This is a genomic window from Lacrimispora sp., assembly GCF_046972725.1.
GTDB lineage: Bacteria > Bacillota > Clostridia > Lachnospirales > Lachnospiraceae > Lacrimispora.
On the sequence record NZ_JBKVXF010000001.1, the window covers coordinates 604,679 to 630,724 of the forward strand.

General features: G+C 41.9%; 24 protein-coding genes. All 24 read left to right on the forward strand.

What is annotated here, in order from left to right; all coding sequences use genetic code 11:
* Positions 1-32: 32 nt before the first annotated feature.
* The 24 genes from ACLTWA_RS03115 (at position 33) to ACLTWA_RS03230 (ending at position 26,046) form a co-directional block, all read left to right on the forward strand.
* Complete coding sequence (locus ACLTWA_RS03115; RefSeq protein ID WP_412326085.1) at positions 33-284, forward strand: helix-turn-helix domain-containing protein; 252 nt, start codon at positions 33-35, stop codon at positions 282-284.
* Positions 271-3,201 (forward strand): class I SAM-dependent DNA methyltransferase, encoded by a 2,931-nt coding sequence (locus tag ACLTWA_RS03120; protein WP_412326086.1) that lies wholly within the window; start codon positions 271-273, stop codon positions 3,199-3,201. Before ACLTWA_RS03115 ends, ACLTWA_RS03120 begins: the two co-directional genes overlap by 14 nt.
* Positions 3,198-3,893, forward strand: coding sequence for a hypothetical protein (locus ACLTWA_RS03125; RefSeq protein WP_412326087.1), 696 nt, complete (start codon positions 3,198-3,200; stop codon positions 3,891-3,893). Before ACLTWA_RS03120 ends, ACLTWA_RS03125 begins: the two co-directional genes overlap by 4 nt.
* 115 nt (positions 3,894-4,008) lie before the next feature.
* Positions 4,009-4,830, forward strand: a complete 822-nt coding sequence (locus tag ACLTWA_RS03130; protein WP_412326088.1) for a ParA family protein — start codon at positions 4,009-4,011, stop codon at positions 4,828-4,830.
* A complete protein-coding gene (locus tag ACLTWA_RS03135; protein ID WP_412326089.1) occupies positions 4,787-5,713 on the forward strand; it encodes a ParB/RepB/Spo0J family partition protein in 927 nt (308 codons plus the stop codon). Before ACLTWA_RS03130 ends, ACLTWA_RS03135 begins: the two co-directional genes overlap by 44 nt.
* Positions 5,714-5,733: 20 nt before the next feature.
* A complete protein-coding gene (locus tag ACLTWA_RS03140; RefSeq protein ID WP_412326090.1) occupies positions 5,734-6,060 on the forward strand; it encodes a DUF5720 family protein in 327 nt (108 codons plus the stop codon).
* A gap of 60 nt (positions 6,061-6,120) precedes the next feature.
* Positions 6,121-7,011 (forward strand): DUF6017 domain-containing protein, encoded by an 891-nt coding sequence (locus ACLTWA_RS03145; RefSeq protein WP_412326091.1) that lies wholly within the window; start codon positions 6,121-6,123, stop codon positions 7,009-7,011.
* A gap of 86 nt (positions 7,012-7,097) precedes the next feature.
* On the forward strand, positions 7,098-7,448 hold the full coding sequence (locus tag ACLTWA_RS03150; protein ID WP_412326092.1) for a hypothetical protein: 351 nt from the start codon (positions 7,098-7,100) through the stop codon (positions 7,446-7,448).
* A 73-nt stretch (positions 7,449-7,521) separates the two neighbouring features.
* Entirely contained in the window at positions 7,522-8,004 is a 483-nt protein-coding gene (locus ACLTWA_RS03155; RefSeq protein ID WP_412326093.1) for a PcfB family protein, read from the forward strand.
* Positions 8,001-9,791 (forward strand): VirD4-like conjugal transfer protein, CD1115 family, encoded by a 1,791-nt coding sequence (locus ACLTWA_RS03160; protein WP_412326094.1) that lies wholly within the window; start codon positions 8,001-8,003, stop codon positions 9,789-9,791. Before ACLTWA_RS03155 ends, ACLTWA_RS03160 begins: the two co-directional genes overlap by 4 nt.
* Positions 9,792-9,852: 61 nt before the next feature.
* Positions 9,853-10,068, forward strand: coding sequence for a Maff2 family mobile element protein (locus tag ACLTWA_RS03165; protein ID WP_004077018.1), 216 nt, complete (start codon positions 9,853-9,855; stop codon positions 10,066-10,068).
* Positions 10,069-10,142: 74 nt separating this feature from the next.
* Positions 10,143-11,012 (forward strand): VirB6/TrbL-like conjugal transfer protein, CD1112 family, encoded by an 870-nt coding sequence (locus tag ACLTWA_RS03170; protein ID WP_412326095.1) that lies wholly within the window; start codon positions 10,143-10,145, stop codon positions 11,010-11,012.
* Between the two features lie 18 nt (positions 11,013-11,030).
* Positions 11,031-11,480, forward strand: coding sequence for a PrgI family protein (locus ACLTWA_RS03175; RefSeq protein WP_412326096.1), 450 nt, complete (start codon positions 11,031-11,033; stop codon positions 11,478-11,480).
* Positions 11,386-13,773 (forward strand): VirB4-like conjugal transfer ATPase, CD1110 family, encoded by a 2,388-nt coding sequence (locus ACLTWA_RS03180; protein WP_412327166.1) that lies wholly within the window; start codon positions 11,386-11,388, stop codon positions 13,771-13,773. Before ACLTWA_RS03175 ends, ACLTWA_RS03180 begins: the two co-directional genes overlap by 95 nt.
* A 27-nt stretch (positions 13,774-13,800) precedes the next feature.
* Positions 13,801-14,592, forward strand: a complete 792-nt coding sequence (locus ACLTWA_RS03185; RefSeq protein ID WP_412326097.1) for a DUF6674 family protein — start codon at positions 13,801-13,803, stop codon at positions 14,590-14,592.
* Positions 14,592-15,350: a DNA-methyltransferase gene (locus ACLTWA_RS03190; protein WP_412326098.1), complete on the forward strand. Its 759-nt coding sequence runs from the start codon at positions 14,592-14,594 to the stop codon at positions 15,348-15,350. Before ACLTWA_RS03185 ends, ACLTWA_RS03190 begins: the two co-directional genes overlap by 1 nt.
* A gap of 4 nt (positions 15,351-15,354) precedes the next feature.
* Positions 15,355-17,154, forward strand: a complete 1,800-nt coding sequence (locus ACLTWA_RS03195) for a CHAP domain-containing protein (RefSeq protein WP_412326099.1) — start codon at positions 15,355-15,357, stop codon at positions 17,152-17,154.
* 11 nt (positions 17,155-17,165) lie between these two features.
* Positions 17,166-17,417: a DUF4315 family protein gene (locus ACLTWA_RS03200; protein ID WP_412326100.1), complete on the forward strand. Its 252-nt coding sequence runs from the start codon at positions 17,166-17,168 to the stop codon at positions 17,415-17,417.
* Positions 17,404-18,129 carry a DUF4366 domain-containing protein gene (locus tag ACLTWA_RS03205; protein ID WP_412326101.1) on the forward strand — a complete coding sequence of 242 codons (726 nt, stop codon included), beginning with the start codon at positions 17,404-17,406 and terminating at the stop codon, positions 18,127-18,129. Before ACLTWA_RS03200 ends, ACLTWA_RS03205 begins: the two co-directional genes overlap by 14 nt.
* Positions 18,126-18,296: a hypothetical protein gene (locus tag ACLTWA_RS03210; RefSeq protein WP_412326102.1), complete on the forward strand. Its 171-nt coding sequence runs from the start codon at positions 18,126-18,128 to the stop codon at positions 18,294-18,296. The genes ACLTWA_RS03205 and ACLTWA_RS03210 overlap by 4 nt, the downstream gene beginning before the upstream one ends.
* A complete protein-coding gene (locus ACLTWA_RS03215) occupies positions 18,293-20,404 on the forward strand; it encodes a DNA topoisomerase 3 (protein ID WP_412326103.1) in 2,112 nt (703 codons plus the stop codon). Before ACLTWA_RS03210 ends, ACLTWA_RS03215 begins: the two co-directional genes overlap by 4 nt.
* 118 nt (positions 20,405-20,522) lie before the next feature.
* Positions 20,523-22,094 carry a hypothetical protein gene (locus ACLTWA_RS03220; RefSeq protein ID WP_412326104.1) on the forward strand — a complete coding sequence of 524 codons (1,572 nt, stop codon included), beginning with the start codon at positions 20,523-20,525 and terminating at the stop codon, positions 22,092-22,094.
* 100 nt (positions 22,095-22,194) lie between these two features.
* Positions 22,195-23,304, forward strand: coding sequence for a phospholipase D-like domain-containing protein (locus ACLTWA_RS03225; protein WP_412326105.1), 1,110 nt, complete (start codon positions 22,195-22,197; stop codon positions 23,302-23,304).
* Positions 23,305-23,505: 201 nt separating this feature from the next.
* Positions 23,506-26,046 (forward strand): YodL domain-containing protein, encoded by a 2,541-nt coding sequence (locus tag ACLTWA_RS03230; protein WP_412326106.1) that lies wholly within the window; start codon positions 23,506-23,508, stop codon positions 26,044-26,046.

Consider the following 26,046-nt stretch of genomic DNA (forward strand, 5'->3'; position numbering starts at 1 on the left):
AAATAAAATTACTGTTGAGGTGATGTGCAACCATGGATATAGTAAAAGTGTTCGCAAATAACGTGAAAAAGTATAGAGCTGAAATAGGACTGTCGCAAGAAGCTTTTGCAGAAAAGGCAGGATTGCATAGAACCTATATCAGTGCAATAGAACGTGAGAAAAGAAGCATTGCATTAGATAACGTTCAAAAAATTGCTGACGCTTTGGAAATTGAAACATATTTATTATTTATTGCAGAAACAGAGAAAACGAAAGGAGGCTTACTTAAAAATGAAAAGATATGAATTGCCAATAGAAACTGTTATTAAAAAACTTGGTTACAAAAATTCAGAAAACCTTGTTTATTATAGTGAGTTTAATTGTTCTAATTACACTAACCATATATCTAAAGTAGTCTCTGAGATTAAACCATATGCAATCTATTTTATGGATGGAAAACCATTTATTCTTTTTTTTGATAGCCTTTTTGACGACGCTTCTTTTAAAACAATTAGTAAACAGGTTTGGAATGCTCAAATTCCTGTTGCTATTCTTTGCGATGACCAAACAGTTAAAATATATAATGGAATGTCTTTGGATTTGTCATCTTATATTTTAGAAATGGCTACAGAATTTTCGATAGATAATTGTTCTGTTACAACAGACTTTTCCTATTTAGAAATAACAAACCCTATATTCTGGGGAAAGTTCATAAAAGGATTTTCAAATGCAAAGTTGAATCATTTTTTGCTAGCAAATATTACTTACTTGACGGAAGAATTGAAAAAAACATATCACATAAGTTTTGCTACAAAGCTAGTATTAAGACTTATTTTTATTAGATTTTTGATAGATCGAGGTGTTGATCTTGCTTATGAGAATTTTTCTAATAATATTGAACAATCAAAAAATGAACTTCTTAAGTGTTTGGGAGATAAAAGTTCAATATATACTTTGTTTGCATATCTAAAATCAAAATTTAATGGAAATCTTTTTGACTTAGGTGATGAAATTGAATGCCCTGAATTAACACAGGACGTATTTAATCTGCTTGCAAATTTTTTATCTGGAAAAATTTCAATGAATGATGGTCAACTGTCACTATTTGCAATGTATGATTTTAATATTATTCCAGTAGAACTGATAAGTAATATATACGAAATATTACTTGGACGGGAAGCAAGAGCAAAAGACAATGCATTCTACACACCTAATTATCTCGTTGAATACATTTTAGATAAAACTACATTAGGATTCTTAAAAGAACATAATAAATATACCATATTAGACCCCGCATGCGGTTCTGGTGTATTTTTAGTTGACAGCTATCGCCGTATGGTAGAGCAAAACCTAAGTGGGCAGATATATTGTGATGATGATGATCTTCTAAAGTCTCTTTTAATTGATAATATTTATGGTATCGACATTAATGAGGAAGCGATTGATGTCACAATATTTTCGCTTTATTTAACTGTTTTAGACTATAAAGATCCAAAATCGTTATCTACTTTTACGTTACCAAATCTCAAAGGAACCAATTTATTTGTCAGCGATTTCTTTGATGACAAGCAACTTAAAGAACTAAGTGACCTCTCCTTTGATTTTATTATTGGTAATCCGCCTTGGGGTAATGTAAAAACAGGTCTTCATTTAGAATACTGTAAAAAGAATGGACACCTTGATAAGCAACAAAATAATGAGATTTGTAGAAGTTTTATTTTCAGAGTAAAGGATTTTTGTCAAAATCATACTACTTGCTGCTTTATTTTGCATTCAAAACTATTATATAATCAAAAACAGCCTTCTAAGAGATTTAGAGACTTCTTGTTACAGAAAACCAAAATTCACAGCATAATTGAAATGTCTTCCGTAAGAAAATTGGTTTTCGAGAATGCTGATGCCCCTGCGGTAATAATTTCTTTTAGTTATTCAGAGGGAAATAACTTGGATAATGTTATCAATTATACATCTATAAAGCCTAATATTTTCTTCAAGTTATTTAATGTTATTGTTATTGAGAAAAATGATATAAAGTATGTGGCACAGGATATGCTGATGAAATTTGACTGGGCTTGGAAAACTATTGTGTACGGATTTTCTAATGATTTAACCTTGATGATGAAACTTAAGAATCGTTTCTGCACAATTTCAGATGCAATCCAAAAACAAGATCCCCCTATTATCATGGGAGCCGGAGTAGAGTATCAAGACGGTGACAAGCTAGATGCTTCTCATTTGCTAAACAAAAAACTACTTGATTCACAAAAAGGAGTGGATCACTTTTTTGTAAATTCAAATAATACTACTCTATTTTCAAAAAGCAAAGTGCATCGTCCTCGGGATAGAGCATTGTTTGAGCCACCTTATGTCTTAACTCCAACTGGGGTGAACTGTAATAATTACAAATTGCGAGCAGCTTTTAGTGAAGAAACATTTATTTGTAAAAAAACCATGTATATCATCAAAGGAACGGTGGAACAAAGACCATTTTTCATGAACCTAGTAGGCTTGCTAAACTCTTCATTATATGCTTATTTGAACCTTATGCTTGGGACTTCAATAGGAATAGAACGAGAGCAGCGGTTTATGGGAGAAGTATTAGAATTTCCTTATGTTTTTTCTGAAGCTATTGCAAATAAAACTGAGTACATTCATAGAGAAAAAAAGAAAGATAGTTTTCTATATTTATCAGACTTAGATTCTGAAATCGAAAACCTTGATAATTTAGTATTACAGGCGTTTGGATTGAAGGATAATAAATTTATTGATTATGCAATTAAAATTCAGATACCGGAACTAACGAATACAAACCTTGAGAGTATCTACAGAAAGATATCTGCCGAGGAATTAGTTGCCTATAGTGAATGTTTTAAAAAACAATTTACTGCCATCTATCAACGTGTAGAAAAGCACATTGCAATTAAATTGTACCATAATGTATTGAACAGATTTTCTATATTTGAACTGGCAGTTTTAGATGGCAAATCTGATACCACGATTGATTTGGTCAAAAGTATTGATGATGATAAAGCATTATTATCAAGATTTTGTGTGTTTTCTCACAACGACAAGTTTCATCAAATTAGAGATGTTATCCATTTTTCTGATAACTCATTTTTTATCATAAAGCCTAATTTTTATAAGTACTGGCATCCTGCAATTGCAGAACTTGACCTTTCCGATGTTATGGAGCAAATAATGGATTCGGGAGGTGATGAATGATGGGAGGTTTTAAGCAAAAATCAATAAATGAAGATTTTCAAAATGGTTTTCATTCTTATATTGTTGAGACTATTGAAAAATGTTGTAGCCTAATGAAGCGAAATTGTATTTCTTTAGGACGCACAGTTAAAAATCATGAGGTAAACATACAGAACCATCTATTTTTTTATTATTTAGACGATAATTCAGTGTTAACTGAATTGGGATGTGAAATGTTTCCTATCTCATTTCAAATAGAAACGCCTGAAACATATGATGAAAATACAGATACCTTTATAGGAAGGTGTGATATTAAAGTAACATCAAATAATTATTGGGTGAATAAAAACAAAAAGGACTACTATATCATTGAGTGCAAACGAATTGATGGAAGCTCGAGTCTAAATAAAAAATATATTGATGAAGGGGTTAGTCGCTTTGTCGATGAACCTCCTAAATATCCGTCTTATCACAATAAAAATATTATGTTCGGCTTCGTTGTGAAAAATATTGATATTCCCAATAATTCGATAAAACTTTCTAAAATTAATAAAGATAAGTTTGGAGCAATCAGTCAAGGAGATCTAATCTCAATAAAAACGGATTTAGATGAAGGTTTGCATGAATATATAAGCGACTATACTTTATCAAATAAGTCATTACAATTGCTCCACATCTTTTTTGACTTCTCACCCATAATAAAAGTATCTTAACTGCGTTAATCATTAAATAAAATGTAAAAATATACTTAAATCAATATCCCATAAAGGAGTTAGTTCATCGAACTAGCTCCTTTTTTATACCCAAAAACCGAAAGGAGGAACAAAATTGAACGCAAAGATAATCGCCATCGCCAACCAAAAAGGCGGCGTGGGCAAAACAACAACCTGTGCCAACTTAGGCATTGGATTGGCACTTGAAGGCAAAAAAGTTCTGCTGATAGATACTGATCCACAGGGTAGCTTATCAATCAGTTTAGGATACGCACAGCCTGACAAGCTGGATACCACCCTTGCCACTGTAATGGGTAAAGTGATAACCGACACCCCTCTCCACCACAAAGAAGGTATATTGAGCCACCATGAGGGAGCAGACTTGATGCCCGCCAATATAGAATTGTCAGGTATGGAAGTCTCCCTTGTAAATGCCATGAGCCGTGAAACTGTCCTAAAGCAATATCTTGATACGGTTAAAAAACAATATGACTTTATCCTTTTAGATTGTATGCCCTCTCTCGGTATGCTCACGGTCAATGCCCTTGCTGCCGCAGACAGCGTAATTATTCCTGTGCAAGCACAATATTTACCCGCCAAAGGCTTAGAACAGCTCTTACAGACCATTAACAAAGTGCGCAGACAGATTAATCCCAAACTGAAAATAGACGGTATCCTGCTAACAATGGTAGACAGCCGTACCAATTTTGCAAAGGACATCTGCAACCTACTAAGAGAAACCTATGGAGGCAGCATGAAGATATTCTCTACCGACATTCCCCATTCAGTACGAGCAGCTGAAATTAGTGCCGAGGGTAAGAGCATTTTTGCTCACGACCCCAAAGGCAAGGTTGCGGAAAGCTACCGAGATTTGACGAAGGAGGTGTTGAAGATTGAAAAGCTCCGCCAAAAACATAAATCTGACATCGGTAGATGATTTGTTTTCTACCGAAGAAAGCAGAGCCGATGCCAACCGTGAAAAGGTCATGGAGATACCATTGACAGAGTTATTTCCATTTAAAGACCACCCATTTAAAGTAAAAGACGATGAAGCAATGGCAGACACCGCAGAAAGCATCAAGGAATACGGTGTGCTTGTTCCTGCAATCGCCCGTCCCCGTGACGATGGCGGCTATGAACTTGTGGCAGGACACCGCAGACACAGAGCAAGCGAACTGGCAGGACTTTCTACCATGCCCGTCATTGTCCGTAATCTTGACGATGATGCCGCCACTATCATTATGGTGGACAGCAACTTGCAGAGAGAAAATATTCTGCCAAGCGAACGAGCTTTTGCCTTTAAGATGAAATTAAATGCTATCAAACGGCAAGGTGCAAGGTCGGATTTGACTTCCCGACAAGTTGTCGGGAAGTTGGAAACTGCTGATATAGTGGGAAAAGAAAGTGGTGATAGCGGCAGACAAGTCCAACGCTACATTCGCCTAACCGAGCTGATCCCCGAACTTCTTACAATGGTAGATGAAAAGAAAATAGCCTTTAACCCTGCCGTGGAACTGTCCTATCTGAAAAAAGAGGAACAAACAGATTTGCTTGAGGCAATGGATATGGAACAAGCTACTCCCTCACTCTCACAGGCACAGCGGCTTAAAAAGTTTAGTGCCGAGGGAAAATGTACCCTTGAGGTTATGTGTGCCATTATGAGCGAAGAAAAGAAAGGTGAATTGGATAAGATAACGCTTACTGGCGATAAACTCCGCAAATATTTCCCCAAGTCCTACACTCCGCAAAAAATGGAGGAAACTATTCTCAAACTTTTAGAAGGTTGGCAAAAAAAGCGGCAGCAACAGCAGGAACGATAATGAAAGCGAGGAATTGACCTATGAATAGTGGTAAAACCACAGGAAAAACCATTGGTGAGATGATTGACGAAGCTCGTATCAAGTCGGGAGAACCTACCCTTGCAGGGCATGACATTATGGCTCTGGAGCGATTTGCTGATGGCACACAACACATGATTACCTTTGATGTTTTGAGCCATTCTTCCCCCGTTGGAAATAAAGGTGAGCGTATGCGGCTGTTTCTCTCCGAGAACGGCTATCAAAAAGCATTGGAGAGCCAAAGCCGTGGGGAGTGCAAAATTCTTAAACACGCCAAGGTATTCAAGGGCGATATTTTCTATGACAAACCAAAGCAGGAAATCAGATGATTTTGCCACAGTATTATGCTGTGGCTATTTTTATACCCAAACGAAAGGAGTTGAGAAAATATGGCAGTTTTTCGGGTAGAAAAAAATCGTGGATACACCGTGATGTCCAATTTCCATTTGAAAGATACAAGCCTTACGCTAAAGGCAAAAGGCTTGCTATCCATGATGTTATCACTGCCCGATGAGTGGAATTACACCACCAGAGGCTTGGCGACAATCTGTAAGGAGGGTGTTGACAGTATCGGTTCTACTCTGCGAGAACTGGAAAAACAGGGGTATATTATCCGCAATCAACTCCGTGACAGCAAGGGACGCATCTCCGATACCGAGTACATCATTTACGAGCACCCACAACATAATCCAGATGCGACTGAACCAGATACGGACATACCACATACGGAAAAGCCGTATCTGGATAATCCGGATATGGATAAACCTTATCTGGAAAACCCCGTACAATTAATTACTAATAGATTAACTACTAATCAAGAAAAGAAAGATTTATTGATTACTGAGGTATCAAATCCTAATCAATCTCATCCTGCAAGTTGCACTGACATAAAAACTGAGATGGGATTGGAGTGGATGGGATGCGAAAATATCACAGAATTAAAAGAATTGGTTTTAGAAAATCTTGAGTACGAGTTTATCAAAAGAACCCATGACAGAGAACGGCTTGACGAAATCGTAGACATCATCGTGGAAACACTCTGCTCCACCAAACCTACCATAAACATATCTGGAGAAGAATACCCCGCACGGCTCGTCAAAGAAAAGCTCCTGCGGCTTGACAGCTCCCACATTGATTATGTGTTTGAGTGCTTACAGAAAACCACCACCTATGTGCGGAACATCAAGCGATATCTGCTTGCAACATTGTTCAATGCTCCCTCCACCATTGGGAATTACTATTCCGCTTTGGTCAACCACGATTTATACGGTGGCAAATAACTTATTCACAAAAGGCATTGCCTCCCTGCACAGCAGGATTGGGTACGCCTTTTTTCATACCCAAAATCAGAAAGGAGTTTTTTACCATGAAAAGACCTATGGCATATATCACGGCTGCTTGGAGCAATAACGAGTTTGAGAACACCGAAAACGCCGCTAAATATTGCAGGGCAATTTATGAGGCAGGCTTTATGCCCATGTGTCCTCTGCTGTTCCTGCCACTTTTTATAAACGATGAAATCCCACAGGAGCATAAGGATGGAATTGATATAGGACGGGATATGCTACGGCGCTCCCATGTCCTTATAGTCTGCGGAACTGTTGTGGACGAAAGCGTAAAAAATGACATTGCTGTTGCAGAGCGTTTGCGGATTACCGCCACTACACTGGACGGCATTCTCACTGTGAAAGGACAGGGGCGAACAAAGAATGATTAAATATCTGCTCCGGCGGTTGGTAGTTCCACCTTAGTGAAAACTACCAGCTACATCACGGAAAGGAGGACTGCTTATGCAGGAAGAAGTTGAAAACAGGTCGGTTACGCTTGCCATCAATACGGCAAAGCTGACAGGCAGAACGCTGAAAAACGCCATTTTGAAATTCTTGGAGGCACAGAAAAACAAGAGCCGTGACAGTCCTGACCCCATTCCCCACGGCAAGCAAACGGTCAAGCAGCTTGCAGAGCAAAATCAAGGCATGAGTAATATTGAGGTGACGGACAAGAACATCAAGAGCTTTGAACGGGTGGCAAAGAAATACGGCGTTGACTTTGCCATCAAAAAGGATAAAAGCGTGACCCCACCCAAGTACCTTGTCTTTTTCAAGGCGAGGGATGCCGATGCTCTCACCGCCGCTTTTACCGAGTTTACCGCCAAGACCGTGCGAAAGGCTGAAAAACCGTCCGTACTTGTACAGCTCAAGAAATTTACTGAGCTTGTGAAAAACACGGTCACCGACAAGGTGAAAAACAGAAATAAGGAGCAGAGCCTATGAACACGAAAACAAAAAAGCTCCTTATTCTCAATCTGCCCTATGTCTTTATCGGCTTGATGTTCACAAAAGTACCGCAGGCATGGCGGCTCACCACAGGCTATGACTTTGCAAGCAAAGTGTTAAACCTTACCGATGGGTTTGCCGCCGCCTTTGAAAATCCACTGCCGAGCCTGTACCCACAGGATATGTTAATCGGTATCCTGCTTGCGGCTGCTATTCGGCTTGCGGTTTATCTCAAAGGGAAAAATGCAAAAAAATACCGTAAGGGCATTGAGTACGGCTCTGCAAGATGGGGCAACGCAAAGGACATTGCACCTTTTGCAGACCCTGTGTTTGGAAACAATGTGATACTCACCCAAACGGAACGGCTGATGATGTCAAGCCGCCCCAAAAGTCCAAAGAACGCACGAAATAAGAACGTGCTGATTGTAGGCGGCTCCGGCTCTGGAAAAACGAGGTTTTGGCTCAAACCAAACCTTATGCAATGCCAGTCTAAAGAGTATCCAGTCAGCTTTGTTGTGACTGACCCCAAGGGCAGTATCGTGGTAGAGTGCGGAAAAATGCTCCTACGGTATGGTTACAAAATCAAGATGCTCAACACCATCAATTTCAAAAAATCCATGCATTACAACCCCTTTGCCTATGTGCGAAGTGAAAAGGACATTTTGAAACTGGTCACTACCTTAATCGCCAATACCAAAGGCGAGGGCAAAGCCGGAGATGATTTTTGGGTGAAAGCGGAAACCTTGCTCTATACGGCACTCATCGGGTATATCCACTTTGAGGCTCCCGAACATGAGCAAAACTTTTCTACCCTCATCGAATTTATAAACGCCTCGGAGGTGCGTGAAGATGATGAGGACTTTAAAAATCCTGTTGACCTCATGTTTGATCGCTTGGAGGAAAAAGACCCCCAGCACTTTGCTGTAAGGCAATATAAAAAATACAAATTAGCTGCGGGCAAGACAGCAAAATCTATCCTTATTTCCTGCGGTGCAAGGCTTGCTCCCTTTGACATCAAGGAACTGCGTGAGCTGACCGCTTATGATGAAATGGAGCTTGACACCTTGGGCGATAAGAAAACCGCCCTGTTTATCATCATCAGTGATACAGACGATACCTTTAACTTTTTGGTGTCGATGGCATACACACAGCTTTTCAATCTCCTGTGTGATAAAGCCGATGATGTGTATGGCGGCAGACTTCCTATCCATGTACGTTGCCTGATTGATGAAGCGGCCAACATCGGGCAGATACCAAAGCTCGAAAAGCTGATGGCAACCATTCGTAGCCGTGAGATCTCGGCTTGCCTCGTTTTGCAGGCACAGAGCCAGTTAAAGGCTCTCTATAAGGACAATGCCGACACTATTATCGGCAACTGCGACAGTATGGTGTTTCTCGGTGGAAAGGAGAAAACCACCCTCAAGGACTTGTCGGAAACTCTCGGCAAGGAAACCATTGATATGTTTAACACTTCCGATACCAGAGGAACACAAAGAAGTTACGGGCTTAATTATCAAAAGTTGGGAAAGGAGCTTATGAGCATGGATGAGCTTGCCGTTATGGACGGCGGCAAGTGTATTTTACAGCTTAGAGGTGTTCGCCCGTTTCTCTCGGACAAGTATGATATTACGCAGCACCCGAACTATAAATATCTGTCTGATTTTGATAAAAGAAACACCTTTGATATTGAAAAATATCTGTCCACAAAACTGAAACTCAAACCCGATGAGGTTTTCGATGTTTACGAAATCGACCTCACTGACGAACCCGAAACCGCTGAATAGGCGGTTTTTTCATGTTTAAACACAATTACAACCAATAATTCAAATTTTAGGAGGAAACACAATGGAATTTTTTAACTCAGCAATAGATGTATTGCAGACACTGGTAATCGCACTTGGTGCAGGCTTGGGAATTTGGGGTGTCATCAACCTCTTGGAAGGTTACGGTAACGATAATCCGGGTGCAAAATCTCAAGGTATGAAACAGCTCATGGCAGGCGGCGGTGTTGCCCTCATCGGCATGGTACTTGTACCTCTCTTGTCTGGCTTGTTCGGTTAATCCAAGCAGAGCAGTAAACTTCTCTGCCCCCTTCCGTATCAGGCTGGAGGGGGCAAGAAAGGAGGGCAACCCTGATGGATTCTTTATGGGAAGCCATTGAAAAATGGCTCAAAGACCTTTTAATTGACGGCATTACCGGTAACTTGTCTGGAATGTTTGATAATGTCAACACACAAGTTGGAGAAATCGCAGGCGATGTAGGAATGACCCCATCCGCATGGAATGGTGATATTTTTTCTATGGTGCGCTCACTTTCCGAAACCGTCATTATTCCCATTGCAGGCATTATCTTGACCTTTGTAATGTGCTACGAGCTGATACAGATGGTCATTGAAAAGAACAATATGCACGAAATCGACACTTGGATATTCTTCAAGTGGATATTCAAAACCTTTGTAGCTGTGTACCTGATTACCAATACCTTTAACATCGTTATGGCTATCTTTGATATGTCACAGCACGTTGTATCGGGTGCTGCCGGAGTGATTATTACGGACACCAACATCGACATTACCTCTGTTGTAGCAGACATGGAAACCCGCCTCGGTGAAATGGAGGTAGGAACACTTTTAGGCATTTGGCTACAAAGTATGGTGGTTGGACTAACAATGCACATTTTAAGTGCTTGCATCTTTGTGGTCATCTACGGGCGAATGCTTGAAATCTATATGACCACCTCTCTCGCTCCCATTCCTTTTGCAACAATGGCAAACCGTGAATGGGGCGGCATGGGGCAGAACTATCTGAAATCCATGCTTGCTCTCGGCTTTCAAGCCTTTCTCATTATGGTGTGTGTGGGCATTTATGCGGTACTGGTGCAGTCCATCGCCACTGATGAGGACATCATCACCGCTATCTGGACTTGTATGGGGTATACAATTTTGCTCTGCTTTACCCTTCTTAAGACGGGTTCACTGGCTAAGAGTATATTCTCAGCTCATTAAGAGCAGAAAGGAGTTTTTATGGCTTATGTACCCGTTCCCAAAGATTTAAGCACCGTGAAAACAAAGGTGATGTTCAACCTCACCAAGCGGCAGCTCATTTGTTTTTCTGCGGCTCTCGCTGTCGGCTTGCCCCTGTTCTTTCTCACAAAGGACAGTATCGGCACAAGCGGTGCGTCTCTCTTAATGATATTTTCCATGTTGCCCCTTTTCATGTTTGCTATGTATGAAAAGCACGGTCAGCCGTTGGAAGTCATTGCAAAACACTATCTGGAGGTACGATTTTTCACTTCAAAGCAAAGACCGTATCAGACAGATAATTTCTACACTGTTATACAAAGGCAGAACATATTAGACAAGGAGGTAAAAAACATTGTTGAACGCAGAAAAAGCAAAAGCCCTCAAGCTCACGAGGGCAGAAAAAAAGGAAATTACGGCGGCAATTGCAAGAGCAAAAAACCCGGACAATAAGGCAAAATCTGCACAGGACAGTATCCCCTTTCAGAGAATGTATCCCGATGGCATTTGCCGTGTGACAGATACCCTCTACACCAAGACCCTACGCTTTCACGATATTAACTATCAGCTTGCACAGAACGATGACAAGACCGCCATCTTTGAGAGTTGGTGCGATTTTCTCAACTACTTTGACAGTTCTGTGCGGTTTCAGCTTTCGTTCCTCAATATGACCGCCAATGCCGAGGACTATGAAAGCAGTGTTTCCATCAGGCCACAGGCAGACGATTTTGACAGCATCCGTACCGAATACACAGAAATGCTCCACAATCAGCTTGCCAAGGGCAACAACGGGCTGGTAAAGACCAAGTACCTCACCTTTGGCATTGAGGCAGAGAACATCAAAATTGCCAAACCCCGTTTGGAGCGTATTGAAAATGACCTCTGGAACAGCTTTAAGCGGTTGGGAGTAATGGTGGAATCGGTAGATGGTAAAGAACGTTTGCGACTGCTCCATAATATGCTCCGCATGGACGGCAACGAGCCGTTCCGCTTTGACTGGAAATGGCTTGTGCCATCGGGATTATCTGCAAAGGACTTTATTGCCCCACCGTCCTTTGAGTTTCGTGAGGGCAGAACATTCCGCATGGGCAAAAAGTATGGGGCAGTTTCTTTTTTGCAGATACTCGCTCCCGAAATCAATGACCGTATGCTTGCCGACTTTCTGGACATGGAGAGCAATCTCCTTGTCACCATGCACATTCAGTCGGTAGACCAGACCAAGGCGATTAAGACTATCAAGCGAAAAATCACCGACCTCGACAAGATGAAAATTGAAGAACAGAAAAAAGCTGTCCGTGCAGGATATGATATGGATATCATTCCGTCAGACCTTGCCACCTATGGCGGAGAGGCAAAAAAACTATTGCAGGACTTGCAGAGCCGCAATGAGCGAATGTTCTTAGTCACATTTCTTGTGATGAACACTGCCGACAACAAGCAGCAGCTTGAAAACATCGTATTCCAAGCATCGGGGATTTCCCAAAAACACAACTGTACTCTGGTACGGCTCGATTATCAGCAGGAGCAAGGATTGATGTCCTCTCTGCCCCTCGGACTAAACCAGATTAAAATTCAACGCAGTCTTACCACCTCGGCAACTGCCATTTTCGTTCCCTTTACCACGCAGGAGCTGTTTCAAGCAGGCGGCGAAGCTCTTTATTATGGACTGAACGCTCTTTCCAACAACCTCATTATGGTTGACCGAAAAAAGCTCAAAAATCCCAACGGCTTAATACTTGGAACACCGGGCAGTGGCAAGAGCTTTTCTGCTAAGCGTGAAATTACCAATACCTTTTTGATTACCACAGATGATATTATTATCTGTGATCCAGAGGCAGAATATTTTCCCCTTGTTCAGAGGCTTAATGGGCAAGTGATAAAAATCTCACCCACCAGCACTGACTTTGTAAACCCGATGGACATTAACCTCAACTACTCCGAAGATGAAAGTCCGTTATCCTTAAAGAGTGATTTTATCCTCTCCCTTTGTGAGCTGATTGTCGGCGGCAAGGAGGGATTGCAGCCAGTGGAGAAAAGTATTATAGACCGCTGTGTACGTCTGATTTACAATGACTACCTTGCTGACCCCATACCAGAAAAAATGCCTATTTTGAGTGACCTCTATCATGCTCTGGAGGAACAGGAGGAAAAAGAGGCACAGCACATCAGAGCTGCCCTTGAAATCTATGTCACTGGCTCGCTCAATGTTTTTAACCACCGCACCAACGTGGAGCTGAATAACCGCCTTGTCTGCTTTGACATTAAGGAGCTGGGCAAACAGCTTAAAAAGCTCGGTATGCTGGTGGTGCAAGACCAAGTTTGGAACAGAGTGACGGTCAATCGTGCTGAAAAACGCTCCACTCGCTACTATATGGATGAGTTTCATTTGCTGCTTAAAGAGGAACAGACAGCCGCCTATTCAGTAGAAATCTGGAAACGCTTTCGTAAGTGGGGAGGCATTCCGACAGGCATTACGCAGAATGTAAAAGACCTGTTATCCTCTCGTGAGGTGGAGAATATCTTTGAAAACTCCGACTTCATTTATATGCTCAGTCAAGCATCGGGTGACAGGCAAATCCTTTCCAAACAGCTCAATATCTCCACCCATCAACTCTCCTATGTGACCCACTCTGGCGAGGGCGAGGGACTTTTATTTTATGGGAATGTTATTCTGCCCTTTGCCGATAAGTTCCCCAAGGATACAGAGCTGTACCGCATTATGACAACGAAACCAAATGAAAAGTAAATGAGCAAAGAATGGAGGCGAAAATATATGAATGCAATATTGACAGCCCCGTTGGGGGAACAGGAACACTTGAAAGAATTTTTTGAGATTTTAAACGGTCAGGGTAGAAAACAAGAATTCACAGAGTTTTCTTCTCTCCTGTCACAGCTAAATCAGATGGAAAAACAGTATGCCGAGGTATTAAGCGAATTGCAAACCGTCAAAGGTCAGCTATCGGCTATACAGGATAAGGGAATAAAAGCCGTTGTTATGAACGGGGTTCTAACGCTACAGGAAAAAGTAACGGAGGCGAAAAATCAGTTAGAGCATATCAAAACGGATATTTCCAACAGCATCAAGGAGAGCCTTTCCCTTATTAAAGAAAATGGAATTTCTGCCCTGAATAAAGCGGTGGATTTTATCGGACTGAGGAAAGCTCTGACGGATTTGAGGGATAATCTGACTTCTTCTATTGCCCAAACCCAAAAGCACATAAACAAAATCAATGCTGTAGGGAGTGAATTTCATGCTTTAAAGGAACAAACCGGTAACTTGGGGCGTGTCCTTACGGGAAAAGAAACAAAGGAACTGACCCAAAGAAATGAGGACAAAGGAATACTGGCGGTTGCCACAAAACAGCTCAAGCACTCCAAATCCATGTTAGAAAGGATAAGGCAAAATGTAACCCATACCATAACAGCAGTTGACCGCTTAGAAAAGGCAGCGAATAAAGGAAACGAAAAAAAGCCATCTGTACGAGCCCATTTAAAGGAAAAGTCACAGAAAGCACCTGCTCCTAAATCCCCTGTCCCACAAAAAAAGCAGGAGCATAGTTTGTAATGGCGGTATATCACATGGATTGTATGGAACTGCTATCAAAAATTCCTGATGAGCATGTTTCCATGATATTGACCGACCCGCCCTATGGAATCTCATATCAAAACCACTTTACCAATCAGAAACACCCTTTCATCATAGGCGATGACGGAATTAATTACAGTCTGTTTGCAAGGGAGTGTTACCGTGTTTTACAAAACAATGCCCATGCCTATTTTTTTACCCGATTTGACTGTTATCCCTATCACTATGAGTGTTTAGAGAAGGCAGGATTTACCATAAAAAACTGCATGATAGTAGAAAAAGGAACGATTGGTGGTATTGGAGATTTACATGGAAGTTTTGCTAACAATTCAGAATGGATTATCTTTTGTCAGAAAGGTCGTAGGAAATTTAACAAGACTACTCTTTTGAGAAACAGAAAACCGGAGGGAACAAAGTCCAATACAGGCAGACAGCCTGCGAAGAAATATAAGACAAGGTTTAATTCCTGTTGGTTTGGAAGTGAATATCCTAAAGCTACCTATAATTCCACATGGCAAAAGAAACATGGGATTTACCACCCCTCTATTAAAAATATGGAGTTCCTGTCATGGCTCATTCAGCTTTCAAGTAATTCCGGGGATTTGATTTTTGACGGATTTATGGGAACAGGCAGTACAGCTTTAGCAGCAATTCTGACCGAAAGGAAGTATTTGGGTGCAGAAATCAGTCAGAAATATTATGAAATCATTCAAAACCGTATCAAAGAAATGAGGTGAAATCATGGGAAAAAGACCCTTTCGCCCTGTGGGTAAGGCATCACGTCTTACCTTTACCGAAGAAGAACGCACAGACCCGACCCTTGAAAAACCGATGAAAAAGGCGGTAAAAGCGGCGGATAAAATGGAAAAAGCACAGGCAAATATTCCACAACAGAAAAAGCTGACCAGAGAACGCACCTTTGACGCCGACACAGGCAAACCAAAGGTGCGTTTGTATTTTGAGGATATCGACAAGCCAAAACCGCCCTCTAAGCTCTCTCGCAAGATAAAGAATATCCCACAGCAGGAGCTGATGGCGAAAATCCATAAAGAGATACGGGAAAGCGAAAGGGATAATGTGGGTGTGGAGTCAGCTCATAAGTCCGAGCAGGTTTTAGAGTTTGGCGCAAGGCGGATGCAAAATGCTTATCACAGCCACAAGCTCAAACCCTATCGTCAGCTTGCCAGAACTGAACGGACAACTGCAAAGGCTGAAATCAACTATCTCTACAAAAAGAGCTTGCGGGATAATCCAGAGGCCGCCTCTAATCCTCTTTCTAAGTGGCAGCAAAAACGAGCGATTAAAAAGCAGTATGCTGCCGCCCGCTTTAGCGGATCAGCAAATACGGCTGCATCGGCAAGCTCCACCGCTAAGAACACAAAAACAGCAGCAAAGACTACGGCAAAAGCCACCGATAAGGTAGTTCAGTTTATCACCAAGAACAAAAAAGTGTTTCTTATCCTCGCTGCCATCGGCTTGCTCGTTGTCTTTATCATGTGTGCGGTATCCTCTTGCACAGTTCTGTTGGAGGGCGGTTTACACAGCATAGCGGCCACCTCCTACACCTCAGAGGATGCGGATATTATTGCTGTAGACAACAATTACACCGCCCTTGAAAATGGCTTACAAGACCGCATTGACAATATTGAAAGTCAGTATGCAGGCTATGACGAGTACCGCTATGACCTTGATACCATCGGACATAACCCTCACGAGCTTGCCGCCTATCTCACCGCCCTGTTTCAGAATTACAAGCCAAGCAGTGAGGTAAACCAAGAATTACAGCGTGTCTTTGATATGCAATATAAGCTAACCATTACCGAAGTGGTGGAAGTCCGCTACCGCACCGAAACCCATACTGATACATGGACTGATGCTGAAGGAAATTCCCACAGCGATACTTACACCGTGGAAGTGCCGTACAATTACTACATTTTAAATGTGAAATTGAAAAACGCTTCTGTCGGTTCTATTGCGGAACGATTACTGAATGACGAACAGCTTGAGCAGTATCGTATTTGTCTGCAAACACGAGGAAACAAGCCATTTATCTTTGGTGGCGGCACAGGCGATAGCTCTCCCTCCACCGATTTAAGCGGTGTTATCTTCAAAGACGGCTCACGAGAGGGCAATCAAAATATTGTAGACATTGCTAAGTCGCAGGTAGGCAATGTGGGCGGACAGCCGTTCTGGTCATGGTATGGTTTTAACAGCCGTGTAGAATGGTGTGCCTGCTTTGTATCATGGTGCTTAAATCAAGCAGGATACAGTGAACCGAGATTTGCCGCTTGCCAGTCGCAGGGTATTCCGTGGTTTAAATCGCATGGGCAATGGGCAAGCGGTAATTACAAAGACCTTGCCCCCGGCGATGTGATTTTCTTTGATTGGGAAGGTGACGGCAGCTCTGACCATGTGGGCATTGTCATCGGCACAGACGGTCAGAGGGTTTATACCGTAGAGGGCAATAGCGGCGATGCCTGCCGTATCCGAGATTATGATATGAACAGCAGCGTGATTATTGGATATGGACTAATGAATTAAGGAGGTCTGAAATGAATAAAAAATTAAGTAAAATCCTTGCAGAGATAGAAAAAGCCAAAGAAAAGCTATCTGAACAGCAAGGAAAGCTCCGTGAACTGGAACGCCAAAAGACGGAACTGGAAAACACCGAAATGGTGGAGCTTATCCGCAGTACCAAAATGAATACCGAGGAACTTTCTATATTCTTAAGGGCATTTCGTGAAAAAAGCGAAGTGCCTATTTTTATGCCAAAACAGGAGGAACAACACGATGAAGAAAACTAAAATGCGTATTTTCGCTACCTTACTTGCGGTTACTCTCTGCTGTACCGCCTTTTCCACCACTGCCTTTGCAGGCGGCGGCGAGGACACTACCGAGCCTGCCCCCGAAGTAACCGAAACACCTACACCCACACCAGACCCTGCACCTCTTACCCCCGATGGCAACCTCACGCTTGTGGACGATATTGATGGTGAACAGGCAAAGTCCAAGCAGTTTGTCACCATGCAGTCCAAAAACGGCAATTACTTTTATTTGGTCATAGACCGTGATGGTGACAAGGAAAATGTCTATTTCTTAAACCTTGTAGACGAGGCTGACCTCATGGCACTTATTGAGGACGATGCCACCGCCGCCCCTGTGCAAGAGATTTGCTCCTGTACCGATGAATGTACTACCGGAGCAGTCAACACCTCCTGCCCTGTATGCAAAAACGATCTGACAAAATGCTCTGGTAAGACCGCCGAGGAAACCGAGCCAGAAAAACCCGAAAAGAAAAATAGCTCTATGGGTATGCTTGCCCTGCTTTTAATTGTAGGTATTTTAGGCGGCGGTGCTTTCTACTACTTTAAGGTTTTGAAAAACAAGCCGAAAACAAAGGGCAATTCTCAACTCGACGAGTACGAATTTGATGACGATGAGGCTGATGATACCGAGGAAGAATACGAAACCGAAGATGATACGGAGGATACTGAACAGGAGGCTGATACCAAGTGACCTATTTTACAGACAGTCCCTTTGAAAAAATGATGATGCAGAAACCACGGGGAGGGCGGGGGAACCCGCCCTCTCTCCATAAAGAAAAACAGGAAAAGGCTCACGGTAAAAATGAACATTACCGTGAGCTTATCATTACCCCCAAGGAAAGGAGCGACAAAAAATGAATTTAGTTATCGCAGAAAAACCGAGTGTGGCACAGTCCATCGCCGCTGTTATCGGTGCAACCAACAGAAACGACGGATATATGGAGGGCAGTGGCTACCTTGTTTCGTGGTGCGTAGGGCATCTGGTGGAGCTTGCGCCTGCCGATGCCTACGACGAAAAGTATGCCAAATGGACATACAATGATTTACCTATCCTACCTGCCTCATGGCAGTATTCTATTGCAAACGGCAAGCAAAAGCAGCTTAAAATCCTCCGTGAACTGATGAGCCGTGCTGATGTGGATATCGTGACCGCCGCTACCGATGCAGGACGTGAGGGAGAACTTATCTTTCGCCTTGTCTACAATCACTGTAACTGTAAAAAGCCTATTAAACGCCTTTGGATTTCTTCAATGGAGGAAAGTGCCATTGCCGAGGGTTTTAAAAATCTCAAAGACGGTGTGGAATATGAAAGGCTTTATCAGTCTGCTCTATGCCGTCCCCAAGCCGACTGGATTGTGGGCATCAATGCCACCCGCCTGTTTTCCGTGTTGTATCATCAGACCTTAAACGTAGGTAGAGTGGTATCTCCCACCCTTGCCATGCTCGTGGAGCGTGAAAGTGCCATTTCCTCCTTTGTACCAAAGCCGTTTTACACGGTGCTGCTTGATTGTGACGGTTTTGTGCTGTCCAGCGAAAGGCTAAGTGACAAGGCGGCGGCTGAGGCACTTTACAAAGCCTGTGACGGTCAGATCGTCACTATCAAAAGCGTGGAAAGCAAAAAGAAAACCGAAAAGCCGCCCAAGCTCTATGACCTTACCACCCTGCAACGAGAGGCTAACAGAATGTTTGGCTTTACAGCTCAACAGACCCTTGATTACACCCAAAGTCTGTATGAGAAAAAGCTCGTGACCTATCCTCGTACCGACAGCCGATTTCTAACCACCGATATGATGGAGAGTACCCCTGCCGTAGTAAAAACCGCCGCAAAGATTTTTTCATTTGGGAACACTCTGGAGCTGTCCATCAATATGGAGCACGTGACCGATAACAGCAAGGTATCCGACCACCATGCCATTATCCCCACAATGGCGATAAGCAGCTCCAAGCTTACTGAACTGCCTGCAGGAGAGCGTGACATTCTTTCTCTTATCGCCTTACGGCTGATTTGTGCTGTGGGCAAAAGCTGTGTGTATGGGGAAACAGTCATCACCGCCGACTGTGGCGACAATTCCTTTTCTGCAAAGGGCAGAATGGTGCTTGATGAGGGCTTTAAGGCGGCTGAATGGCTGTTTCGTTCCACGCTGAAGGAAAAGCCAGAGAGAGAAACTGGAGATAGCGTGAAAACCGCCGCCCTGCCGAACATCGACCAGGGCAAAGTGTTTTCTTCTGCAAAAGTTGCCGTCAAAGAGGGCAAGACCACACCGCCCAAGCATTTTACCGAGGACACCTTGCTTTCTGCTATGGAAACAGCAGGCATTGAGGATATGCCCGAAGATGTGGAGCGAAAAGGCATCGGCACTCCTGCCACCCGTGCAGGCATTTTGGAAAAGCTCATCAAAACCAAGCTTGCCGAGCGTAAGGGCGATAAAAAAACCAAGCATCTATTGCCTACCCACAAGGGTGTTTCTCTCATTACAATACTGCCGGAGGCTATTCAATCCCCACAGCTTACCGCCGAATGGGAGGAAAAACTCAAACTCATTGAACGTGGGGAGCTTTCTGCTGAAACATTTATGCAGGGCATTACCGATATGACCGATACCCTTGTGAAAACCTATGAAGTGGTTAAGGGCGGCAATGTCCTCTTTCCCTCTGACCGTGAAGCTATCGGCATCTGTCCTCGCTGTGGCGGGAATGTGATGGAGAACAAAAAAGGTTTTGCCTGTGAAACCAGGGATTGTGGCTTTGCTCTCTGGAAAGAAAACAAGTTTTTCACTGCCAAGAAAAAGGCGCTGACAAAGGCGGTTGCGACTGAGCTGCTGAAAAATGGAAAAGTTAAGCTTACTGGCTGTTTCTCTGAAAAGACAGAAAAAACCTATGATGCTATCGTCCTGCTTGATGATACGGGCGGTAAGTATGTGAATTTCAAGATGGAGTTTCTCAAAAAGAAAGGGGGCAAAAAGTAAATAGACAAGAAACAATAAAATCCTATTTTAGTAGAAATGCTCATGCTTGTATACTATAATAATATCTATAACGGCAACAGATAAATTTGAATTTGTGTAAAGGGGGTTAAGTGCTAAAATGAGCAAAACAGATGAAATAGTGGAATTTCTATCAAAATACTCATTGGAGGAAGTTCTGTCTGGAATAATCGAAATGCAGATGCTGCTATATGGACATGGCGTAGATTCACTAATATCTGCATCTGAGTATTTTGCGACTAATGCGTTATTCGCATGTAAAAAAAGTGGAAATATTCCATTTGAATGGGAGGATTATCTCAAACTGGAAAAGTATTGTAAAGAGGCTTTTGCTCCTAATATTGAAGAATTATTTACTGAAGCACTAAAGATGGTAAATGCAACAGATGAAGAGAAAGAGGCATTTTTACAAGCACAACATATGAAAGTAAAAAATATGGCATTTCGTGGAGATGGCTATATTCATCAACTTATTAGTTTTGCAGAAAAATTGTATTCTCCATTAGATCAGGATATAAAAGCCAAGCTGGGATTTTCGTTTACTTCATGCAAAAAGATGATTTTATATATTTTCCATACATATGGAGTTAGAGTCGCAAAAGCTTATTCAGAGAAATATAAAGTTAAAAATATGATAAAAGCATTTTTTGGAAAAACAAAACCTCAATTGCCCAGTATAAAAGAAGGATATATTTTCAGAATTGACAAAAAAAATTTGCGAGATGCTATTGGCGTAAAAGAAGTAGATTACATCTGCAATTATTTAAGCGTTAAGGCTTTTGCAGGAGATTACAAAAAAGTAGATTTAGCGGAATTTAAAATTTTGATATCAAAGCCATTTATTGACTTTGGAGAATATATATACATGCCATTGTTATTTTCATCATTAATGAATTTACCAAAGCTCTTTCACTATACTTTTATAGCTGAGAAAATTTTTGATAAAAAAGTAGTAGGAATTTATACCCAACATAGGGGTGATGTTGTAGAGGATTTAACTCAATCGTATTTTGAACGAATAGTTAACAAAGAAAATATACTCAGATCGCTCAAATATACAGATGAAGATGGCGAAGCGGATGTAACTGTATGTATGCCAGAAGGAACACTTTTTTGTGAGTGTAAAAGTAAAATTCTAACACTTAATGCGTTAAAAGGAATAAATAATGATATTAAAAAGGATGTGTATAAAGCAATTGGTGCGGCGTATACCCAAGGAGTTCGTTCTATAAAAAGAATACAGGATGGAAAAACATTTATAGAATTGGTTGACGGAACAGCGCAGGAGGTTCATATTGATGATACTGCAGTGAAATATATTGTTTGTGTAACTGCCGAGAACTTTGGTATTATTCCTTCAGAAATTACAAAATATGTTGAGATTGATAAGGACATTAACATAGTACCATATGTTGTGAATATTTATGATTTGGATATTATTACACAGGAATGTAATTCATACGAGGAGTTTCTTGGATATCTTAATTTTAGGGAAATCAATCACAAACTCATTTCATCTGTAGATGAATTAGACGTATTTGGTTTCTATAAAGAGCATGGTAATAGAGAAATTGAAATTGAAGGCGATGAACTGCATATAACAGCTTACACTCAACAGTTTGATAAAAGATATGTGAAAAAGGATAAAGAATATTTGCAAAATTACAAGTAATTGAAATACAAATTACTAGTTGTTAGGATGATAAGTTTGAATTTAACGATGACCTTGTCCGCAAGCTGATTCATCGATATGAGCAAGGAGGAATTACTATATGGAACTTTCGTTTGATAGTGGAAGGTTTGTATCACTCGATGGAGATTTAAACTATAGAGAGGTTCTTGATGATTTTCCAACTGCGAAAACCATCAGGATCATAACATACAACATCTCTAAAAATCAGCGATATGATGCACTTCTGGAAGCATTGAAAAACACTGATGCAGATGTTGAATTGATAACAAACGTGCCTTCCCGCATGGATAAATACTATGATACAAATGCTGGTCATAATGTGCGTTCTAATGCAAGGAAGAATATTAATATTTATATCTCAAAATTGAATCCAGATAACTTTCCAGGTCAGTTCACTCCATATTTCAATATCTATAATCATGCAAAAATGATTGGAACGGAAAACATTGTTTATATCGGTTCAGCTAATTACTCAAATGAAAGTGCCAGTAATATTGAGACCGGAGTTCTGATCGAAGACAAAGATTTTATCATAAAGTTATACGTTGAGTTCTTCGATAAGGTAAGGAAGGATTCACTCTCCTATTTCGACGAGAATTTCAGTGCCTTTCAGCTTTTCATTTTGTCCCTTTATGCAAAATTCAAACACCATCATCATAAGATGTTGGAAGACTTGTATACAGACTATATGAGAACCAAAATGGTTGTAGCGGATTCGATATTCATCGATTTAAGTGACCTTGAAACCCTCTACAGTGATCTTGATGAGCTTGGTTCTGTATGTGGGACGGCCGATGACACTTATGATGAAGATAATGAAGACTATAATGATGCTCTTGAACAACTCAAAGAATGTTTTGACAGACTTAGTATTGATTGGCTAAAAGAAACGATATCTGAAGGTGGAACGTTGTATCAACTTGTCACTTTCAATACAGAAGAAAAAGCTAATGATATCCTGCAAGAAGAATATGCATCGGTGGCTTGGGATGAGTATTTAGACGCATATGTTGAAAAAGCCATGAATAGTGCCTCCGAAATATATTCGGATTTACATAACGCTTTTCAAGATGAGTCCGAGGACTTCCTTGCAGAAATTGAGAAAATTTTATCTGCCTTAGAAGCAGCAAGCTGTTTCACAACTAAATGGAAAGTATCAAAAGTGAATCCCGAGATTGATAACACTTGATTTGTCACCATAACAATCCGATTTAGAGGTAGCTACTTCAGTGATACGTTAATAAAAAATAAAGTTCAGACATGGTTTGGATTGACCTAACACCAGTTTGACAAATTCCAATTTGTCAAACAAATAGATACACCCATACTTAGAGCAATCATTTTTTATGGTTGCTCTTTTTCATGTCCAAAATAAGAAAGGAGTACCCCTATGGCTGATAACAACACAACCAAAGACCGCCTAAAAGAAATAACCGACAGTATAGAAAGCGGTATCAAGGAGCTGTTCCAAAGTGACAAATACATGGATTACCTCCGCACCATGTCACGCTTTCACAGATATTCCCTCAACAACACTCTGCTCATCTCCATGCAAAAGCCAGATGCCACCCATGTGGCAGGCTTTAACAAGTGGCGTGACCAGTTTTCCCGCAATGTTAAAAAAGGCGAAAAAGGCATTAAGATTATTGCCCCTACACCCTATAAGGTAAAAAAAGAAATGGAAAAGCTCGACCCTGTGACACAAGCTCCCATGCTAAATACCGATGGCAAGGTCATCACAGAGGAAGTAGAGGTTAAAATACCTCTTTACCGTGTGGTATCCGTTTTCGATGTGTCACAAACCGAAGGGAAACCTTTGCCGGAGCTTGCAAGCAATCTGACAGGCGATGTGAAACAGTATGAGCTTTTTATGGAGGCTCTTTCTCGTTCTGCCCCTGTTCCTATCTCTTTTGAAAAGATGGATACGGATACGGACGGATATTTCAGCAGTCAAAATCAGAAAATCGCCATCCGTGAGGGAATGAGCGAGGTGCAGACGGTTTCTGCCCTTATCCATGAGATTGCCCATTCCAAACTTCATGACCGTACCAAACAGCAGGCAGAGGTGGCACAGCTAAGTGAAAATACCGAACCACCGAAGCCCAAAGATCGCCGTACCGAGGAAGTGGAGGCAGAAAGTATTTCCTTTGCTGTCTGCCAATATTACGGTATCCAGACAGGCGAGAACAGCTTTAGCTACATCGCCACATGGAGCAAAGACAAGGAGCTGCCAGAGCTTAGAGCATCCCTTGAAACCATCAACAAAACTGCTTCCGGCTTGATTGAGGACATTAACCGCAATTTTTCTGAAATAATCAAGGAAAAAGGCATTGACCTTACTCCCGAATATTTAGCTTATGAGGTTGGCGAGCTGTATTTTTCCATACAGGAAACGGAGGACGGCTATGATTATTCCTTCTACGATAAGGACTACAATCTCCTTGATGGTGGCATATATGATGACCCCGACATTTCCATCTACGAAGCAATGGACAGCATTATGGAAGATGACCCTGTGAACGGGATTGCCGCCCTAAAAGACCGTGCCAATGCAAAACAAATTAATTATGAAGAGCTGACGGAAAAAGCCGATGCCGCTTTTCAAGAGCGTGTTAATCCGACCCCCATCGGCATTAATAGCAGCCATATCAAGGTTGAGGGGCATATCGGTACTTGGTATGCCATTGACAGCACACAAATGGAGGGCAAGGACTATTTTCTCTTGGAACATGAGGACTATGGTGATGAAGCAGCCTGCTTGATAGTCACCCCACAAGGCGAGGTTGTTTTGGACGATGTCTGGAATGACTTTGGTGATTTAGAGGAACACTTTGCCACAACCATTACCCCTGAAAACACAGAGCCGATAACCGAGGAACTCTCCTATCCCTTGCCTGACCCTGGTATGAGCCTTGCAGACCGCAATACCTATGGCTATTTAGATGATGAAATGCTGCCGATTTCACAGGCACGGGCGGTGGAGCTTTTTGAGCAGGATTTGACGGTATATCTTCTTTATGAGGACAACACCGAGGCAATGGCATTTGACCGTGAGGACATCGACAACCACAACGGTATTTTCGGCATGGAACGTGCCGATTGGATAGCTTTGCAGGACTTTGAGGAACTCAAAGGGGATGGTAAACTCTCGCCTGAAATACGGGAACAGCTTTTTATGGAAAGCTCCCATGATACTTATGCCATCTATCAGCTCAAAGACGACGATGAAACAAGAAATTACCGTTTTGAGGGATTGGAACGCTTACAAAAATCAGGATTTTCTGTGGAACATGAGCATTATGAGCTTGTCTATACCGCCCCACTTACAGATTTTAACGAGAATAAGGCTGCTGCTCTGGAACATCTCTATGAGCAGTTTAACCTAAACCAGCCTACTGATTTCAAAGGACATTCCCTGTCCGTCAGTGACATCGTTGCGCTCAATGTGGGTGGTACGGTATCCTCTCACTATGTGGATAACATTGGTTTTGCCGAGATGCCACAATTTTTAGAGCCTGCACCGCTCTCGCCGGATGACCTTTTGACAGGAGAAAGGATTGCTACGCCACGGGGCAGCTTTTCCCTGACCTCGATGACACGAGAACAGATGGCGGCGGCAAGCTATGGTTTCCACCACTCGTCTGATGACGGAGCTTATCACATCATGGGAAACGGTATTCGCGCCTTTGCCATTAGAAACGAGGATAATCCCCTCCGTACCGCTGAACTGTCCACCGAACAAAATTACAATCAGATTGACGGTGTGCTGAATAATCAGCCTACGGTTGCCGAGCTTGAGAAAGATGCAAAAAGCGGCAAGCCTATCTCCCTTATGGATCTGCTTGATGCCACACGCAGGGAGCAGAAAGCAAACCCACCACAGAAAAAAGAAAAAACAGCGCCGCCAAAAGGTGCAGAAATGGAGCTATGA